Consider the following 18733-nt stretch of genomic DNA (forward strand, 5'->3'; position numbering starts at 1 on the left):
GAGGTCGCTGCTGTACAGACATCCGATACAACGGTGTATCGAATGAGGTTGTCGGTGGGACATGGCATGGTTCGAGTGTGCCGACTTCCTCGACCGGATCCATGCCACTCGCGACGGCGCGCCGCACCGCGCTCGCGGCGCAGGGGTTCGCCGCGGCCCGTCCGAGCGCGACACCCACGCGGCGCACGGTCATGAAGGTGCTCGACAGTACGCGGCTGTTGCAACTGGACTCGGTGTCGGCGGTGGTGCGCGCGCACTACGCGCCCGTGTTCAGCCGGATCGGGGCCTACGACCGGACGCTGCTGGACGAGGCGGCGTGGGGGCATACCGGGCGGCGGCCGCGGCAGCTCATCGAGTACTGGGCGCACGAGGCGGCGCTGATTCCGGTCGCGGACTGGTCGCTCATGCGGTGGCGCATGGTGGAGTACCGGCACGGACGTTGGAAGGGTATGCGGCAGGTGCTGGAACGCAATCCGGCGCTGGCCGACGATGTGCTCGGCGTGGTCAAGGAGTTCGGGGCCAGCACGGCGGGGGAGATCGAGCGGCACCTGGAGCTGGATCGGCCACGGGCCAAGGACAATTGGGGCTGGAACTACAGCGACACCAAGGTGGTGTGCGAGGCGCTCTTCGCGGCGGGGGAACTGACGGCGCCGAAACGGGTCGGCTTCCAACGTCATTACGACTTGGCCGCGAATGTCCTTCCGGCCGAGGTGCTCTCGCGCGAACCCGACGAGGCCGACGCGGTCCGGGAGCTGGTGCGGCGGGCGGCGCGGGCGCACGGCATCGGCACCGAGACCGATCTGCGGGACTACTACCGGTTGAATCGCCGCCAAACCGAGCCCGCCATCGCGGAACTCCTCGAGGCGGGGGAGTTGGAGCGGGTGACCGTCGAAGGCTGGGACAAACCCGCCTACCTGCACGCGGAGGCGCGCACCCCGCGCCGGGTGACGGGAGCGGCACTGCTGTGCCCGTTCGATCCGCTCATCTTCTTCCGCGCCCGCACCGAGCGACTCTTCGACTTCCACTACCGAATCGAGATCTACACACCGGAACACAAACGCGTGCACGGGTATTACGTCTTCCCATTCCTACTCGACGGTGACCTGGTGGCCCGAGCGGACCTGCGCGCCGAGCGGGCGACCGGACGCCTGTTGGTGCCGGGCGCGTTCGCCGAGCCGGGCCACGACACGGTGCGGGTTGCGGGCGCGCTGGCCGGCGCGCTGCGGGAGATGGCCGACTGGCTGGAACTGGACACCGTGGAGGTGGGCGAAAAGGGCGATCTCGCACCGGAATTGCGGCGCGAGATCGCCTAGTTCCGCGCCGAGCGGATCAGCGCATCGAAGCTACGGGTCAGAACGGCCCGTCGGTCCAGGCATTGAGCACGATGCCGTTCTTGCCGTCACCCTTGCACTCGATGGTCATCGGGATGAGCGGTCGCGGCGAGTCGCCCACGATATAGGTGGGCGCCTGGTAGCCGCTGCCCACCTGCCGGGCGCCCAGGCATTGCACCACCGCGGCGTACCAGGTGTCGGCGGGACAAGTGAAGGTGGCGGTGTCGAGCGTCCGATCGATGCGGCAGGCCGCGTCCGCGCCGGCGGCCGGGGCCGTCACCGCGATCAGACCGGCCGCGCCGACGCCGAGTGCGGAACCGATCGCGAGTGACCGGCGGCGCAGGTGGAGATGGTGATGGTTCGTCATCGAACAAACTCCCTCGTATACGGACAGATCAAGCAGAACAGTTCGTCCCATACTGACCGCGAGACCCGCTCGACAGCCGAAACTCGCGGAGATCGGTGTTGCGGCGTGGCGCGTCGTCCGGGACAGGGCGGGCGGCGCAATGGTGCACGCGATGCGTGGTCGCATAGGAGGCGACCACGCGCGCACTGCGGTTCCGGGCCTGCTCTTCCGCCGGTCCCGTGCTGAGCGACCACCCTCTCCTGCCGCGAATTCGCCAGGGCCGCAGCGCAGATCAGCATCGGCGGCGCGTGCTTAGGGTAGTCCCCGTACAACGAAGTGCGGCCCGGCCTGGGCCTCGGTGGCGGCCGGTACGGAGACCATGACCGGCGCGGCGACGGCCGGGCGGACCGCATCCGCGATGACGAGCGGGCGGCGGCGCGAACACAGTCCGGTCATGGCCTTCCCTCCTGGTGACCGACCCTGTCGATGCTTCGTCGCCGTGGGCACCGGATGATCCGCGACGGGCCCGCGGGTGTGTCGGAGGAAGTGACTAACCTGGACCCGTGGCAGATCCCGCGACCTACCGGCCCGCCCCGGGCACCATCCCCGTCGAACCGGGTGTCTACAAGTTCCGGGACAAGTTCGGGCAGGTCATCTATGTCGGCAAGGCGAAAAGCCTGCGCCAGCGACTGAACTCGTACTTCGCGGACGTGGCCGGGCTGCACCCGCGCACCCGCCAGATGGTGACCACGGCGGCCGGGGTCGAGTGGACCGTGGTATCCACCGAGGTGGAAGCGCTGCAGTTGGAATACAACTGGATCAAGGAATTCGATCCGCGCTTCAATGTCCGCTATCGCGACGACAAGTCGTATCCGGTGCTGGCGGTCAGCCTCGACGAGGAATACCCACGCGTGTTCGTCTACCGCGGCGCGCGCAAGAAGGGCGTTCGGTACTTCGGCCCGTACGCGCACGCCTGGGCCATCCGCGAGACCCTGGATCTGCTGCTGCGAGTGTTCCCGGTGCGCACCTGCTCGGCGGGAGTGTTCAAGCGGCACAGTCAGATCGGGCGACCGTGCTTGCTCGGCTACATCGACAAGTGCTCCGCGCCGTGCATCGGCCGGGTGACCGCCGCCGAGCACCGGCAGATCGTGGACGACTTCTGCGACTTCCTCGCCGGCAAGACCGACCGCCTGGTCAAGCAGCTCGAGCGCCGCATGCACGAGGCCGCCGACGAGTTGGATTTCGAACTGGCCGCGCGCCTGCGCGACGATGTGCAGGCGCTCAAGCGCGCACTGGAGAAGCAGGCCGTGGTGCTGGGCACCGGCACCGACGCCGATGTCATCGACTTCGCCGTGGACGAGCTCGAGGTCGCGGTCCAGATCTTCCATGTGCGCGACGGCCGGGTGCGCGGTCAGCGCGGCTGGGTGGTCGACAAATCCGGTGACGCCCTGGACCTGGACCGGTCCGGCCCTGAGGCGTCGCTTCCCGCGCTTGCCGATGAGGGCTCCGGTCCAGGTCGAAATGGGCGCGACGCGGTGGAATCCGGCGGCGAGCTGCCCGCCCTGGTCGAGCAGTTCCTCACCCAGTTCTACGGCGAGCAGACCACGGTCGCCGCGCAGAGCGGGGACGAACAGCCAGGGACCGTCGTCCCCCGCGAGGTGCTGGTCCCGGCCCTGCCCAACGACCATGAGCAGGTGCAGCAGTGGCTATCCGACCTGCGGGGATCGGCCGTCCAGCTGCGGGTGCCGCAGCGCGGGGACAAGAAGGCCCTCGCCGAGACCGTGCAGCGCAATGCCCAGGAGGCCCTCGCCCAGCACAAGCTCAAACGCGCGGGCGACCTGACCGCGCGTTCGGCCGCGCTGCAGGAACTCCAGGACGCCCTGGATCTGGACAGCGCGCCGCTGCGGATCGAATGCGTCGACATCTCGCATGTCCAGGGCACCGATGTGGTGGCGTCGCTGGTCGTGTTCGAGGACGGCCTGGCGCGCAAATCGGAATACCGGCACTACACCATCAAGGAGGCCGCCGGCGACGGCCGCTCCGACGATGTCGGCAGTATCGCCGAGGTGACCCGGCGGCGCTTCGGCAAGCTCCGCCGCGACCTCGACGCCGCCGAGGCCGCGGACCTCGAATCCGGTTCGGAACCAATCGAATCCAGCCTGCCGGGCATCGACCCCAGGACCGGCAAGCCGCGCCGCTTCGCCTACCCGCCCAATCTGTACGTGGTCGACGGCGGTGCGCCGCAGGTGAACGCGGCAGCCGAGGTGCTCGACGAACTCGGCATCACCGATGTCGCGGTCATCGGGCTGGCCAAGCGCCTGGAAGAGGTGTGGATCCCCAACGAGCCGGACCCGGTGATCATGCCGCGCACCAGCGAGGCGCTCTATCTGCTGCAGCGCGTCCGCGACGAGGCGCACCGGTTCGCCATCACCTTCCACCGCTCCAAGCGCTCGCGGCGGATGACCGAATCGGTGCTCGACTCGGTGCCCGGACTGGGCTCGGCGCGAAGGACCGCGCTGGTTACCCACTTCGGATCGGTGGCCAAGCTCAAGCAGGCTACGGTGGAGCAGATCACCGAGGTCCCGGGCATCGGCGTTGCCACGGCCAAGGCGGTCCTGGCCGCATTGCAGCAGCAGTAGTCGGTGCGGCAGAAGCAGCAATAGCCCTGTCGCGGACCGACAGCCCGCCGTGCGGCGAGTCGAATCGGGGCGCACCGGGTAGAGTGCGACACGCCGAGCGGGAAAATTGCGACACGCCGTGTGTGCAGGTCGGGAGCGGAAATCACAGCTAGGTTTCGCTCCCGTCGTGTGCCTGCCGCGTTTCCCGGCATCGGTGCAGGATGATCGAGGGAACCCCAGCTACGAACCGGTAGGACATGACGCGCGTCGAAGCCAGTACTGATACGGCTGGAAACAGCAAGGCAACCGATACAGGCGACTCCCAGTCGACCACTCGCCGCGGGCGGTCCGGATCCGATTCGGCACCGGTCGAGGTCGTCATCGTGACGGGCCTGTCCGGCGCCGGGCGCGGCACGGCGGCCCGGGTGCTCGAGGATCTCGGCTACTACGTGGCCGACAACCTCCCACCCGAATTGATCGTTCGCATGGTCGATCTCGGCCGCGGCGCCGAACCCCCCATCCGCAAACTCGCGCTCGTCATGGACGTGCGCAACCGCTTCTTCACCGGGAACCTCGCCGTGGTCGGCGAGCAGCTACGGGCCGCGGGCGTGCGCACCCGCATCTTGTTCTTGGAGGCCTCCGACGATGTGCTGATCCGCCGCTTCGGCTTCGCGCGCCGCCGCCATCCGCTGCAGAGCGAGAGCGCCGACGGGACGCTGACCGCCGGCATCGCCGCCGAGCGGCAGCGCCTGGACCCGGTGAAGACGGCCGCCGACGTGGTCATCGACACCACCGCGCTGTCCATCCACCAGCTGCACCGAAAGCTCGAGGAGGTGTACGGCGGAGACGCCGCCACCGTGCTGCAGCTGACCGTTCAATCGTTCGGTTTCAAGTACGGAGTCCCGCTCGACGCCGATATGGTGTTCGATTTGCGTTTCCTGCCGAATCCACATTGGATTTCCGAACTCCGCGAAAAGACCGGACAGGACGCCCCGGTCAGCGAGTATGTGTTGTCGCGTCCGGGCGCCCAGGACTACCTGGGCACCGCGCGGCATCTCGTCGACCTGACCACCGAGGGCTACCGCCAAGAGGGGAAGCGATACATGACCGTGGCAGTGGGCTGCACCGGCGGCAAGCACCGCAGCGTGGCGATAGCGGAGGCGCTGGGCGACGCCCTCGCGGACAACGACGCGGGTGACGTGGTGCGCGTGGTCCATCGGGATCTGGGGCGGGAATGAGTGAGACCGACTCCGGCCGCACCACCAATCCGGCCATCGTGGCGCTCGGTGGTGGCCACGGCCTGTATTCGACGCTGAGCGCCGTCCGGCGGCTCACGCGCAAGATCACCGCGGTGGTCACGGTCGCCGACGACGGCGGCTCCTCGGGGCGGCTCCGGTCCGAATTGGGCATGCTGCCCCCGGGTGATCTGCGAATGGCCTTGGCGGCCTTGGCCGAAGAGGCCGACGGCATCTGGGCGCGAACCTTGCAACACCGCTTCGGCGGTACCGGGGCGCTGGCCGGGCATTCGGTCGGCAATCTGATTCTGGCGGGTCTCACCGAGGAGCTCGGCGATCCGGTCGCGGCCCTCGACGAGGCCGGGCGGATCCTGCGCATTACCGGCCGCGTGCTGCCCATGTCGCCCATCGCGCTGACCATCGAGGCGGATGTCTCTGGGCTGGAAGGCGATCCGCGCGTGAGCCGCTGCATCCGCGGTCAGGTGGCGGTGGCGACCACCCCGGGCAAGGTGCGCCGGGTGCGCCTGATCCCCTCGGATCCGCCCGCCTGCCCCGAAGCGACCTCGGCCATCGAGCACGCCGACGTGGTGGTGCTGGGGCCCGGCAGCTGGTTCACGAGTGTCATCCCGCATGTGCTGGTGCCCGAATTGCACGAAGCGCTGTTGTATACGCGGGCACGGAAGGTGCTGGTGCTCAACCTCGCTGCCGAACCGGGCGAAACGGCCGGATTCTCCGCCGAACGACACCTGCATGTATTGTCCCAGCACGCACCGGATTTCACAGTCGACCACGTTGTGGTGGACTCCGGTTCCGTACCCGAGGGTAGGGAACGCGAACATCTGGCAAGAGCTGCCGAACAGCTGCGTGCGCGAGTAACCTTCGCTGATGTCGCCGAGGCGGGGACGGACCGGCACCACCCCGGAAAGCTTGCCGCCGCACTGGATCAGGTGATCCGGCAACCTCGGCCGGAATTGGCAGGGCTTCGAGTCGAAGGACGGCATATGGGCCAACGTGTGCGGTCCGGGTTGGGTGGAAAGGAGCGCGTCTCGTGGCGATGACAGCGGAAGTGAAGGACGAGCTGAGCCGACTCTCTGTATCACAGGTGAGCTCGCGCAAGGCGGAATTGTCCGCGCTACTGCGGTTCGCCGGTGGATTGCACATCGTCGGCGGTCGAGTGATCGTCGAAGCCGAGGTGGATATGGGTTCCATAGCGCGTCGGCTGCGTCGAGAGATCTTCGAGCTGTACGGCTACGGCTCGGACGTGCATGTCCTCGGTGCCGGTGGACTCCGGAAAACCTCCCGGTACGTGGTACGGGTTTCCAAGGAGGGTGAGGCGCTGGCGCGCCAGACCGGTTTACTGGATGTGCGCGGCCGCCCGGTGCGCGGACTGCCCGCCCAGGTGGTGGGCGGCAGCATCGGCGATGCCGAAGCCGCTTGGCGCGGAGCGTTTCTCGCGCACGGCTCGCTCACCGAGCCGGGCCGGTCCTCCGCGCTGGAGGTGAGCTGCCCCGGGCCGGAGGCGGCGCTCGCCCTCGTCGGCGCCGCGCGGCGCATGGGCATCTCGGCCAAGGCACGCGAGGTGCGCGGCACCGATCGTGTGGTGGTGCGCGACGGTGAGGCCATCGGCGCGCTGCTCACCCGCATGGGTGCGCAGGACACCCGGCTCACCTGGGAGGAGCGGCGCATGCGCCGCGAGGTCCGGGCGACCGCCAACCGGCTGGCCAATTTCGACGACGCGAACCTGCGGCGCTCGGCCCGGGCGGCCGTGGCCGCCGCGGCCCGCGTGGAGCGCGCGCTCGAGATACTGAGCGACGATGTGCCCGACCACCTGGCCGCCGCCGGTAAGCTGCGCGTGCTGCACCGCCAGGCCTCCCTGGAGGAGCTGGGCCAGCTGGCCGATCCGCCGATGACGAAAGACGCTGTGGCGGGCCGGATCCGGCGGCTGCTGTCGATGGCGGACCGGCGCGCCAAGGAACTCGGCGTGCCCGACACCGAAAGCGCTGTCACCGCAGAGCTGCTCGAAGAGGCGTGAAACCCGCACGCCGCCGCATAAACTGATTATCACCGCGCCGGTGATTTCATCCGGAAGCGTCGCAACCCTAAGGGTCGCGGCGCTTCCGGTCGTTCGTGACGAAAGTGAACGTTTCGTAGTTCACCGTGGCGGGGGTGTGTCCGTGATGTTTCTGTTACAGGTCTAGGGTTAACGACGCAACGGAAACGATCCGCGAAGCTGAGGAGCGAAAACGTGACTGTCCGGGTAGGTATCAACGGCTTCGGCCGCATCGGGCGAAACTTCTTCCGAGCCGTCGAGGCGCAGAAGGCCCTCGGCACCACCGACATCGAGATCGTGGCGGTCAACGACCTGACCGACAACAAGTCGCTGGCGACGCTGCTGAAGTACGACTCGATCCTCGGTCGCCTGCCGCAGGACGTTTCCCTGGATGGCGACGAGACCATCGTCGTTGGTGATCAGCGCGTCACCGCGCTGGCCATCAAGGAGGGGCCCTCCGCGCTGCCCTGGGGTGACCTGGGTGTCGACGTGGTCGTCGAGTCCACCGGTATCTTCACCGACGCCACCAAGGCCAAGGGCCACCTGGCCGCCGGCGCGAAGAAGGTCATCATCTCCGCCCCCGCGAAGGGCGAGGACATCACCATCGTGATGGGCGTCAACGACGACAAGTACGACGGTTCGCAGAACATCATCTCCAACGCGTCCTGCACCACCAACTGCCTGGGCCCGATTGCCAAGGTGCTCAACGACTCCTTCGGCATCGAGCGCGGCCTGATGACCACCGTGCACGCCTACACCCAGGACCAGAACCTGCAGGACGGCCCGCACTCGGATCTGCGTCGCGCCCGTGCCGCCGCGCTGAACATCGTGCCCACCGGCACCGGCGCCGCCAAGGCCATCGGCCTGGTGCTGCCCGAGCTGCTCGGCAAGTTGAACGGCTACGCGCTGCGCGTGCCGGTCCCGACCGGTTCGCTCACCGACCTGACCGTGGACCTGGCCAAGGCCGCCTCGATCGACGAGATCAACGCCGCCATGAAGGCCGCCGCCGACGGCCCGATGAAGGGCATCCTGAAGTACAACGTCGATCCGATCGTCTCCTCCGACATCGTGACCGACCCGCACTCCTCGATCTACGACGCGCCGCTGACCCAGGTCATCGACAACCAGGTCAAGGTCGCCTCGTGGTACGACAACGAGTGGGGCTACTCCAACCGTCTCGCCGACCTCGTCGGTCTCGTCGGCAAGTCCCTCTAAGCGCCGATGACGATCAAGACACTCCAGGATCTGCTGAACGAGGGTGTCGAGGGGCGGGGCGTGCTGGTGCGCTCCGACCTCAATGTCCCCCTCGACTTCCCGGCTTCGAGCGACCCGCAAGCGATCGCAAGCGGCGGCGTCATCACCGATCCGGGCCGCATCATCGCGTCCGCGCCGACCATCAAGGCGCTGGCCGAGGCCGGTGCCAAGGTCATCGTGACCGCGCACCTCGGCCGTCCGAAGGGCGAGCCGGATCCCAAGCTCTCCCTCGCGCCCGTCGCGGCGCGGCTGTCGGAGGAGCTGGGCCGCAATGTCCAGCTGGCCGGCGACGTGGTGGGCCAGGACGCGCTCGCCCGCTCCGAGGGCCTCACCGACGGTGATGTGCTACTGCTGGAGAACATTCGCTTCGACGCGCGCGAGACCAGCAAGGACGACGCGGAACGGGCCAAGCTCGCCCGCGCTCTGGTCGAGCTGGTCGGCGACGACGGCGCGTTCGTGTCCGACGGTTTCGGTGTGGTGCACCGCAAGCAGGCGTCGGTCTACGACGTGGCCAAGCTGCTGCCGCACTACGCGGGCAACCTGGTCGCGGCCGAGACCGAGGTGCTGAAGAAGCTCACCGAGAACCCGGAGCGCCCGTACGCCGTGGTGCTCGGCGGTTCCAAGGTCTCCGACAAGCTGGCGGTCATCGAGGCGCTCGCGCCCAAGGTCGACACGCTGGTCATCGGCGGCGGCATGTGCTTCACCTTCCTTGCGGCACAGGGCCTTTCGGTGGGCGCCTCGCTGCTGCAGGAGGAGATGATCGACACCTGCAAGAAGCTGCTCGAAACCTATGCCGACGTCATCCACCTGCCGGTGGACATCGTGGCGGCCGACAAGTTCGCCGCCGACGCGGATTCGAGGGTGGTGGCCGCCAACGAGATTCCGGACGGCTGGATGGGTCTGGACATCGGTCCCGACTCGGTGGACCGCTTCTCGGCGCTGCTGACCGAGGCCAAGACGGTGTTCTGGAACGGTCCCATGGGTGTGTTCGAGTTCGAGAAGTTCTCGGCCGGCACCCGCGGTGTCGCCGAGGCCATCGCCACGGCCACCTCCAAGGGCGCGTTCACGGTCGTCGGTGGCGGTGACTCGGCCGCGGCCGTCCGTAGCCTGGGTCTGCCCGACGACGGTTTCTCGCACATCTCCACCGGTGGCGGCGCGTCGCTGGAATACCTGGAGGGCAAGGAACTTCCCGGGCTCAGCGTCTTGGAAGACTCTGCGCTGGAGGGCCGCTGAATGGCACGTAAGCCTTTGATCGCCGGCAACTGGAAGATGAACCTCAATCACCTCGAGGCCATCGCTCTGGTGCAGAAGATCGCATTCGCGTTGCCGGAGAAGTACTTCGACAAGGTCGACGTGACGGTGATCCCGCCCTTCGTCGACCTGCGCAGCGTGCAGACGCTGGTCGAGGGTGACCGCCTTCTGATCACCTACGGTGCCCAGGACTTGTCCACCCACGACGAGGGCGCCTACACCGGCGAGATCAGCGGCTCGATGTTGGCCAAGCTGGGCTGCACCTTCGTCGTGGTGGGTCACTCGGAGCGGCGTCAGTACCACAACGAGGACGATGCGACCGTGCTGGCCAAGGCCAAGCAGGCGCTCAAGTACGGCATCACCCCGATCGTCTGCATCGGTGAGGGCCTGGGCGTCCGCGAGACCAAGACCCACGTCGAGTACAACCTCGAACAGCTCCGCGGCTCGTTGAAGGGCCTGAGCGCCGAGGAGATCTCGAAGATCGTTATCGCCTACGAGCCGGTCTGGGCCATCGGCACCGGCAAGGTCGCCACCCCGGCCGATGCGCAGGAAGTGTGTGGCGCCATTCGCAAGGAACTCGCCGAACTGGCGAATCCCGAAGTGGCGGCCGGTGTCCGAGTCCTCTACGGCGGCTCGGTCAACGCCAAGAATGTCGGCGAGCTGGTCGGCCAGACCGACATCGACGGCGCTCTCGTGGGCGGCGCGTCCCTGAAGGGTGACGAGTTCGCCACCCTCTCCGCGATCGCCGCCGGCGGTCCCCTGCCGTAACGGTTTCCGTAGCCGAGGGCCGGGCATCCGATCGGATGCCCGGCTCTTTCGCTGTGCGCGAGCGGATGACGTCGCGGCGGGGTGCTCTCGTCGGCGGCCCGTCGTCATACAGAAGAATGATCGGTATGAGCGACTGGAATACGAACATCATCAACGAGTTTCGGGCCAACGAGGGCCGGGTGGGCGGTCCGTTCGAGGGCGCGCCGATGGTCCTGGTTCACCACCGCGGCCGTAAGACCGGCCGTGAGCTGGTGACGCCCATGATGTACCTGGCCGACGATCGGGACCCGGCCACTGTCTACATCTTCGCCTCCAAGGCGGGGGCACCCACCAACCCCGACTGGTACTACAACCTGACCGCTGCCGGCAAGGCCGAGGTCGAGATCGGCACCGAGACCTATCCGGTCGTCGTCACCGAGGTGACCGGTGCGGACCGCGACCGCGTCTACGCCGAGCAGGCCCGCCGCTATCCGGGTTTCGCCGAGTACGCCGAGAAGACCGCGGGTATCCGCGTCATCCCCGTGCTCGCACTACGTCGGGACTGAGAATTCGTGCATGGATCTCGCGCGCGGAGCGTGCGCTGAGGTCATGGCCTCACGAATTGTGTCCGTGCGCAGGGTGAACGCATCGACGTGATCGATCCGGTGGTCATGGATATGGTCGAGATGACGCTTCGCGCGGTATCCGACCTCCGGTAGTCACGCGGGCGCGGCTGGTTGATCCCGGCCGCGCCCGTTCCTGCGTTCTGTTGCGGCCGTGAGGGAGTCGGCGGTGAGTCGTTGGCGCACATTCGGCTGGAAGCGTCGGAGCGATTCTATCTGGGACATCCTCCTCCGTAATGACAACTAATCCCTTCTTGACAGTAACTGTCATCTAGGCAGATACTCGCTGTAATGAAGGAGGCGACGAATGTCATTGCGAGAGCGGCAGCGCCAGCAGATTCGGGGCGAAATTCAGCGGGCGGCATACGAGTTGTTCGCGGAGAAGGGCTTCGGGGAGGTGACGACCGAGCAGATCGCCGCCGCCGCGGGCGTGTCGGCCAGCACGTACTTCCGGCACGTCCGGAGCAAGGAGGATCTGCTGCTGGATCCGGTCCGCGAGGGCGGCACCGGGATCGTGGCGCTGCTGGAGGAGCGAGCCCCGGATGAGCCCGCGGATGTGGCTCTGGCGCAGTCGATTCTGGCGCGGTCCACCGCGCTCGCTCCCGAGGAGCTCGAGCACTGGCGGGCCGCCTTCCGTACCGCGCCGCACCTGCTGGAGCGGGTGGCGTTGATCACCCCCGAGCATCGGACGCGCCTGGTCGAGCTGGTCGCGCAGCGCATGGGCCGAGACGCGCGGCAGGACAGCACTCCGGGTTTGCTGGTACATCTCATGCTGGCGGCGGCGGAGTTCGGATATCTGCAGTGGCTGCGTGATTCGGCGCGGCCGCAAATGTCGCTGGCGGTGTGCGTCGAGGGTGCGCTCGACGCCGTGGTCGGTGATCGCTGGCGGCCTCACGGCTGAAAGCCGTTGGCACGCGGGCAGATAGCTACAACAGAACACCTGGATTGGGGAAACATGCAGCACGACAGGGCAACTGCCGAGACGTTCGATCTGATCGTCGTGGGGTCGGGTGCGGCGGGCATGACCGCCGCGGTGACCGCCGCTCGCCTGGGACTGTCGACGGTCGTTGTCGAGAAGGCGGGGAGATGGGGCGGATCCACGTCCCGATCGGGCGGCGGCGTGTGGATTCCGGGCAACGCGGTACTCCGGCGCGAAGCGCCCGCCGATGACCTCGAGTCCGCACGGACCTACCTGAAGCACATCGTCGGACCGGGCGTCGACCCCGAACGCATCGACACCTTCCTCGACCGTGGCCCCGAGGCCTTCGACTTCCTGACAGAGCACGCGCAGCTTCGGATGCGCTGGGTGCCGGGCTATTCCGACTACTACCCGGAGGCTCCGGGCGGTCGTGCGCATGGCCGATCCGTGGAGCCCGTGCCCTACTACGCCGAGGGCCTCGGCGCCGAATTGGACACGCTGGAGGCCGATTACGCGAAGGCCCCCAAGAACGTCGTCATCACCGCGGCCGAATTCCGGCAGCTGCACCTGGGATTACGCAACCCACGGAGTCCGCTCACCGCGCTCGGCATCGCCGGTCGATGGCTGGCGGCGACCGTTCTGCGCCGCCGTGTGCTCGCCCGCGGCCAGGCGCTGAGCGCCATGCTGCGGGGCGGCCTGCTCGCGGCGAATGTGCCGCTGTGGCTGGGCACTCCGTTGATCGAGCTCTGCACCCAGGACGGACGGGTGACCGGCGCGGTGGTGCTGCGCGACGGGCAGGAGCGGATACTCACCGCGCGGCGCGGTGTCGTCATCGCGGCCGGCGGCTTCGAGCACAACGAGGTGATGCGCAAGCAGTACCAGCGCGAACCCATCGGCACCGAGTGGACCGTCGGCGCGGCGGCCAATACCGGTGACGGCATTCGCGCGGGCCAGGCCGTCGGCGCCGCACTGGAATTCATGGATGACGCCTGGTGGGGTCCGTCCATCCCGCTGCCCCGCGAGGCCTGGTTCTGCCTGGCCGAGCGCAACCTGCCCGGCAGTCTCGTGGTCAATGATCGCGGCGAGCGCTTCATGAACGAGTGCCTGCCCTACGTCGAGGCCACCCATCGCATGTACGGCGGCGAGCACGGCCAGGGCGAGGGACCGGGCGAAAACCTGCCCGCCTGGCTGATTTTCGACCAGCGGTACCGCAACCGCTATCAGTTCGCGGGCATCCCGCCCCGCCAAGCCCTGCCCGGCCGGTGGTTCAAGTCCGGCGCGCTCGCGCGCGCCGACTCGCTCCCCGAACTCGCCGAGAAGATCGGTGTCCCGGTCGAGAAACTCCGGGCGACGGTGACGCGTTTCAATGAATTCTCCGCCGCCGGTACCGATCTCGACTTCGGCCGCGGCGACAGCGCCTACGACAACTACTATGGCGATCCGCGCAACCGCCCGAACCCGAATCTCGGTGCGCTGGACACGGGTCCGTTCTACGCGGCGAAACTGGTGCCCGGCGACCTGGGTACCAAGGGCGGCCTGCTCACCGATGTCGACGGCCGCGTCCTGCGCGAGGACGGTTCGGTCATCGAGGGCCTGTACGCGGCGGGCAATGCGAGCGCCCCGGTCATGGGCCACACCTACGCCGGTCCCGGCGCGACCATCGGACCCGCAATGGTCTTCGCCTACCTGGCGGCGCGGCACGCCGCCCGGCGGTAGCGAGCGATCAGGCCAGCACCGCGCCGCCGTCGAGGGGCAGCACCGAGCCGGTGGCGTGGGGTTGGGCGAGGAAGAAGACGAAGGCCCGCGCGATATCGTCCACTTCCGCGATGCGTCGCAAGGGGGTGGCGGCCGCCGTGTCGGAGTAGAACCGGTCGCGCAGATCGTCGGGGAAGTTCCACAGCGGGGAGCGGACGACACCGGGCATGACCGCGTTCACCCGGATCGGGGCGAGTTCCACCGCCAGCGCCCGGGTCAGCGCCTCCACCGCACCGCAGACACTGGACGTGACCGCGGAACCGGGCAGCGGGCGCGGCCCGGCGGTTCCGGTGGTCAGGGTGATCGACCCTTCGGCCCGCAGACGCGGAGCCGCCGCCTGGACCGCCGCGAGCACGCTGAAGTAGCGCAGCTCGAAGAACGTCCGGGCGGCCTCCAGATCCAGATCCGCGACGGGCGAGAGCAGCAGCGGCTCGCCGGCGGTGTAGACGAGGTGGTCGAGCGTGCCGAGCTCATCGAACACCGACCGAATCCGGGCGATGTCGTTGAGATCCGCGACCACGCCGCTCGTTCCGGCCGGGAGTCCGGCCACGGCCCGGTCCACCCTGTCCCGGCGGCTGGAGACGACGGTGACCTTCGCGCCCTGTGCGGCGGTCGCCGCCGCCACGGCATAGCCGATTCCGGAGGTGCCGCCCAGGATGACGACGTGCTGTCCGTCGAGGGACATCGGATTTCCTTTCGGGGGATGGCTGTTCGTGATTGCCTGTCCACCTTCGGTTCTCCGGCACGTTCCCGTCCAAGACCTATCCCGCCGCCTGTAATACCCTGAAGGCATCATGAGCGATGTCGATCTGCGCAAACTGCGCTACTTCGTGGCGGTGGCCGAACACCTGCACTTCGGTCGCGCCGCCGAGCGGCTGTTCATCGCGCAACCGGTGCTGTCGCGGCAGATCCGCGCGCTCGAGGAGGAGCTGGGCGCGCGGCTGTTCGCACGGGATCGGCGGGGGACCGCGTTGACGGCGGCGGGGGAGCAGCTGCTGATCGACGCCGAGCCGCTGCTGGCCGCCGCGGAAGCCCTGCAGCGCAGGGTGATTCGGGCGGCCGAGGGCACGCGTACCTTCACCGTCGGTTTCATGCCGGGCCTCATGGTGACCGGCGCCGTGCGCGCGCTCACCGAGCGCCACCCAGGCCTCACCGTCGATCTGGTCCGCACCAACTGGGATGACCAGGTCGAGGTCGTGCACGACGGCCGCGTGGACGTCAGCGTCATACGCCTGCCGGTGGAACCGCGCGGCCTCGCGATCCGCCCGCTCTACTCCGAGCCCCGGGTGGTGGCGCTGCCCGCCGACCATCGCCTCGCGGGCAAGGAGGCCGTCGCCGTCACCGATCTCGCCGACGAGCATCTACTCCAGGATCCCGCCCTGGTCCCCGAATGGACCGCTGTGGCAAGCGAATTGCGCACGGACCGGCCGGCCGTGCCGGTCTTCCACAGCGTGGAGGAGAAGCTCGAGCATGTGGCCGCGGGCCTGGGCATCATCTTCCTGCCGCTGTCGGTCATGACCTTCTACACCCGCCCGGACATCGCCTATCTCCCGGTCCCCGACCTCGCGCCCAATCAGGTGAGCCTGGCGTGGTCGGCGCAACGCCCGGTCCCGCTCGCCGAGGAGTTCGCCGACCTGGCCGTCCAGTGAGATGTTGCGGCCCAGTGATATTCGTTCTGTGCCATCGGATGGCGCTGATCTCGATTCCGCACGACGAAACCCGCGCGAGCGGTTACCTTCGATGGTGTGTTCGGCATCATCCGCCCCTGCCGTCATCGGCTGGGCGAGGAACTCGGGCGGGCCTGGCTGGCGCAACTGTGCGGACTGTGTCTGGCACTGCGCGACGACCATGGTCAAAGCGCGCGCATGGCAACCAATTACGATGGGCTGATCGTCTCGGCCTTGGTGGAGGCGCAGTCGACCGCGCCGCCCACACGCCGCGCGGCCGGGCCCTGTCCGCTGCGCGGCATGAAACGTGCCGACGTCGCCACCGGCGACTGCGTCCGGCTGGCCGCCACGGTCTCGCTGGTTCTGGCCGCCGCCAAGGTGCGCGACCACGTCGAGGACCACGACGGCGTGGCGGGCACGGCCGGATTCCGGCCCGCCGCCCGGCGGATCGCTCAGCGCTGGGCCCGGCAGGGCGAATCCACCGGCGCAGGACTGGGTTTCGATACCGGCATCCTGATGACGGCGGTGGACCGGCAATCCGAGATCGAGGCCGCGGCCGTGGTCGGCACCTCGCTGCTCGAGGTCACCGAACCCACCGAGACCGCGACGGCGGCGGCGTTCGGTCATACCGCCATCCTGGCCGGACGGCCGGGCAATGCGGCGGCGCTGACCGAGGTCGGCCGATTGTTCGGCCGCATAGCGCATCTCGTGGACGCGGTCGAGGACCTGGACGATGATCACGCGCGCGGCAAGTGGAATCCTCTGGCCGCCACGGGAGCCGGGATCGCCGAGGCGCAACGGCTGTGTACGGATGCCCTGATCGGGATCGAATTGGCTTTGGCCGATGTGCAATTCACCGATGGGCGGCTGATTCACAAGCTGCTGAAGCACGAATTGAAGCGCTCGGTGACCCGCGCCTTCGGCGGACCCGAGCGTGCATGCGCGAATCACGGCACCGCCACGTCACCGATCGGCCGCTGGCGTCGTCGCGGCCCGGAACCGGGGCCGTGGGGTCCGCCGCCGCCCGGTTACGGCCCGCCTCCGGGCTACGGCGTGGGGCCCGGCTACTACGGGCCCGCTCCGCGTCGCCGCGCTGGCTTCTGCCTGCCGTGCTGTGAGGGCTGCGTCTGCTGTGGCGAAGGATGCTGCTGCTGCGAGGAATCGTGTTGTTGCTGTGAGGAAACCTGCTGCGACTGCTGAATTCCGCTGTCACCGCGAGAAGGTGCGGCGGCCTCGGCGCCGGCGTGGGTGTTCCCCGTGAGGGGCGGGCACCGCGGATTGCCCGGCCCTCACGGCTCGATGATTCCGCCACCTCCGGGTGGGCGGCTCACCGGCGCCGGATCCGCTAGCTGGAGGCGGAGGAGGAGCCGGTCGGGAACAGGCCGCTGCCGCTCGCGCTGCCGCTGGTCAGGCCCGACGAGCCGGACGTCGTGGTGGTGGTCTGCAGGGTCCAGGTACCGCAGCCGCTGGTGAAGAAGGCGACGTCGGTCGGCTTGATCTCGACGGTGGCAGTACCGTTGACCGCGCCGCCGGTCTGGATGGTGGCGCTGGCGTCGGGGGTGATGGCCGACAGCCGCGCCCAGGCGCACACGCTGGCCGCGGTCGTGGTCTTGTAGATGCCGGGCTGGATATCGACGCCGACCTTGAAGGTGGCGTCGGTGCCCATGCTGGTCGCGGCGGCATCGGCGGTGCCGGTGGAGGCCAGGATGGCGGCGGCGGTGAGAGCGAGGCCGTTGGCCCAGACTGTCTTTCTCATAACGCGTCCTCAGTGTGTGAAACGAGAGCGTTTCGGAGAGTAGTGGGTGGACGGGTGGGCCGGGTGCGTTTTCCATAACCCGGCGTGAATGGCGATCGGGGCCATCCGCCCGGCCGCCTCCGCACGCGGACGCGGGAATTGCGGCGTCTCGGGCGGTGGTCGGCACTACCGTGGACCCATGACCTCGGAGTATCGGCATCTACTCGTGAAGAGCGACGGCAAGACCATTACCGTCACCATGAACCGCCCGGACCGCCGCAACGCGTTGTCGGCCGATCATCTGGCCGAACTGCTGACCGCGTTCCGTGCCGCGGGTGATACGGAGGCCTCCGGCATCGTGCTCGCCGCGACCGGGCCGGTGTTCAGCGCGGGCCACGATTTCGCCGATGTGGCCGCGCGCGATCTCCTCGCCGTGCGCGACCTGCTCACCCTCTGCCAGCAGGTCATGACCACCATGGAGTCGGTCCCGCAGGTGGTGATCGCCCGCGTTCACGGACTGGCCACCGCCGCCGGCTGTCAGCTCGTCGCCTCCTGCGATCTGGCCGTCGCCGCCGAGTCCGCGGGCTTCGCCCTCCCCGGCGGCAAGGGCGGCTGGTTCTGCCACACCCCCGCCGTCCCGGTCGCCCGCTCCATCGGCCGCAAACGCCTCATGGAACTCGCGCTCACCGGCGATGTCATCGACGCTCGCACGGCCGTCGACTGGGGTCTGATCAACTACGCCGTCCCCGACGCCGACCTCGACGCGGCCGTCGCCGACCTCCTGGATCGCGCCACTCGCGGCAGCCGCTCCAGCAAGGCCCTCGGCAAGCGCACCCTCTACGCGCAGCTCGACCGTCCCGAAGCCGACGCCTACACCGTGGCCCGCGAGGTCATGGCCGCGGCTTCCCAATTGCCCGGCGCGCGTGAGGGAATGGCCGCCTTTCTGGAGAAGCGCCCGCCAGTCTGGCCCGACTGACCGGTTCACCGGAACAGCGCACGGCCGATGGCGCCCGGTGCGGCGACGATGCCGCCGCACTCGACGCGCATGGGGAAACTCGCACGGCTGTTCCCTGACCGTCTGGTTGCCCCAGACCTGCGCGGGCAGCTTTGGGAGCGGGACATCCACATGCCCTATGAGCGGGTTGACCGGCGTGGGTGGAGTAATCCGGGGCCGGAATCCACCCGGTCTCCACCCTCGGGTG

Annotated in this window: 18 protein-coding genes; 14 read left to right on the top strand and 4 right to left on the bottom strand. The window is 68.5% G+C overall.

The genetic code is table 11. The annotated features are described in order from the left end of the window. The first annotated feature begins 101 nt into the window (after positions 1 to 101). Positions 102 to 1313: a winged helix-turn-helix domain-containing protein gene (locus GLP40_RS20135; RefSeq protein WP_154789504.1), complete on the top strand. Its 1212-nt coding sequence runs from the start codon at positions 102 to 104 to the stop codon at positions 1311 to 1313. Positions 1314 to 1350: 37 nt separating this feature from the next. On the opposite strand, the gene GLP40_RS20140 is transcribed toward GLP40_RS20135, so the two are convergent. Together GLP40_RS20140 and GLP40_RS20145 are read right to left on the bottom strand one after the other, a co-directional pair. Then, on the bottom strand, positions 1351 to 1698 hold the full coding sequence (locus GLP40_RS20140; RefSeq protein WP_154789505.1) for a hypothetical protein: 348 nt from the start codon (positions 1696 to 1698) through the stop codon (positions 1351 to 1353). A gap of 291 nt (positions 1699 to 1989) precedes the next feature. Next, positions 1990 to 2133 (bottom strand): hypothetical protein, encoded by a 144-nt coding sequence (locus GLP40_RS20145; RefSeq protein WP_154789506.1) that lies wholly within the window; start codon positions 2131 to 2133, stop codon positions 1990 to 1992. Positions 2134 to 2240: 107 nt separating this feature from the next. Here GLP40_RS20145 and uvrC point away from each other — a divergent pair, with 107 nt between their 5' ends. From uvrC to kstD, 10 genes are all read left to right on the top strand, one after another. Further along, positions 2241 to 4316: an excinuclease ABC subunit UvrC gene (gene uvrC / locus GLP40_RS20150; protein WP_328290432.1), complete on the top strand. Its 2076-nt coding sequence runs from the start codon at positions 2241 to 2243 to the stop codon at positions 4314 to 4316. A gap of 236 nt (positions 4317 to 4552) precedes the next feature. Then, positions 4553 to 5533, top strand: coding sequence for an RNase adapter RapZ (gene rapZ / locus GLP40_RS20155; RefSeq protein ID WP_154789507.1), 981 nt, complete (start codon positions 4553 to 4555; stop codon positions 5531 to 5533). Continuing rightward, positions 5530 to 6588 (top strand): gluconeogenesis factor YvcK family protein, encoded by a 1059-nt coding sequence (locus tag GLP40_RS20160; RefSeq protein ID WP_154789508.1) that lies wholly within the window; start codon positions 5530 to 5532, stop codon positions 6586 to 6588. Before rapZ ends, GLP40_RS20160 begins: the two co-directional genes overlap by 4 nt. Then, positions 6579 to 7562 (top strand): DNA-binding protein WhiA, encoded by a 984-nt coding sequence (gene whiA, locus GLP40_RS20165; RefSeq protein WP_120736392.1) that lies wholly within the window; start codon positions 6579 to 6581, stop codon positions 7560 to 7562. The genes GLP40_RS20160 and whiA overlap by 10 nt, the downstream gene beginning before the upstream one ends. Before the next feature lie 213 nt (positions 7563 to 7775). Next, complete coding sequence (gene gap / locus GLP40_RS20170; RefSeq protein ID WP_328290433.1) at positions 7776 to 8795, top strand: type I glyceraldehyde-3-phosphate dehydrogenase; 1020 nt, start codon at positions 7776 to 7778, stop codon at positions 8793 to 8795. Positions 8796 to 8801: 6 nt separating this feature from the next. Continuing rightward, on the top strand, positions 8802 to 10067 hold the full coding sequence (locus tag GLP40_RS20175; RefSeq protein WP_154789511.1) for a phosphoglycerate kinase: 1266 nt from the start codon (positions 8802 to 8804) through the stop codon (positions 10065 to 10067). After that, positions 10068 to 10853 (top strand): triose-phosphate isomerase, encoded by a 786-nt coding sequence (gene tpiA, locus GLP40_RS20180; RefSeq protein WP_154789512.1) that lies wholly within the window; start codon positions 10068 to 10070, stop codon positions 10851 to 10853. Positions 10854 to 10969: 116 nt separating this feature from the next. Beyond that, entirely contained in the window at positions 10970 to 11398 is a 429-nt protein-coding gene (locus GLP40_RS20185) for a nitroreductase/quinone reductase family protein (protein ID WP_154789513.1), read from the top strand. 364 nt (positions 11399 to 11762) lie between these two features. Continuing rightward, positions 11763 to 12356 (top strand): TetR/AcrR family transcriptional regulator, encoded by a 594-nt coding sequence (locus GLP40_RS20190; RefSeq protein ID WP_154789514.1) that lies wholly within the window; start codon positions 11763 to 11765, stop codon positions 12354 to 12356. A gap of 54 nt (positions 12357 to 12410) precedes the next feature. After that, positions 12411 to 14090, top strand: coding sequence for a 3-oxosteroid 1-dehydrogenase (gene kstD / locus GLP40_RS20195; protein ID WP_154789515.1), 1680 nt, complete (start codon positions 12411 to 12413; stop codon positions 14088 to 14090). A gap of 7 nt (positions 14091 to 14097) precedes the next feature. On the opposite strand, the gene GLP40_RS20200 is transcribed toward kstD, so the two are convergent. After that, positions 14098 to 14814, bottom strand: a complete 717-nt coding sequence (locus GLP40_RS20200; RefSeq protein WP_154789516.1) for an SDR family oxidoreductase — start codon at positions 14812 to 14814, stop codon at positions 14098 to 14100. A 109-nt stretch (positions 14815 to 14923) separates the two neighbouring features. Here GLP40_RS20200 and GLP40_RS20205 point away from each other — a divergent pair, with 109 nt between their 5' ends. Further along, positions 14924 to 15778 carry a LysR family transcriptional regulator gene (locus GLP40_RS20205; protein WP_154789517.1) on the top strand — a complete coding sequence of 285 codons (855 nt, stop codon included), beginning with the start codon at positions 14924 to 14926 and terminating at the stop codon, positions 15776 to 15778. Positions 15779 to 15874: 96 nt separating this feature from the next. Then, complete coding sequence (locus tag GLP40_RS20210; protein ID WP_328290434.1) at positions 15875 to 16996, top strand: DUF5685 family protein; 1122 nt, start codon at positions 15875 to 15877, stop codon at positions 16994 to 16996. A 145-nt stretch (positions 16997 to 17141) separates the two neighbouring features. Here the strand turns inward: GLP40_RS20210 and GLP40_RS20215 are convergent, their stop codons facing one another. Continuing rightward, positions 17142 to 17552, bottom strand: coding sequence for a hypothetical protein (locus tag GLP40_RS20215; RefSeq protein ID WP_154789518.1), 411 nt, complete (start codon positions 17550 to 17552; stop codon positions 17142 to 17144). A 178-nt stretch (positions 17553 to 17730) separates the two neighbouring features. Here GLP40_RS20215 and GLP40_RS20220 point away from each other — a divergent pair, with 178 nt between their 5' ends. Next, positions 17731 to 18507, top strand: a complete 777-nt coding sequence (locus GLP40_RS20220) for an enoyl-CoA hydratase-related protein (protein ID WP_154789519.1) — start codon at positions 17731 to 17733, stop codon at positions 18505 to 18507. The last annotated feature ends 226 nt before the right edge of the window (positions 18508 to 18733 follow it).

It is taken from the genome of Nocardia aurantiaca (assembly GCF_009708175.1).
Classification (GTDB): domain Bacteria; phylum Actinomycetota; class Actinomycetes; order Mycobacteriales; family Mycobacteriaceae; genus Nocardia; species Nocardia aurantiaca.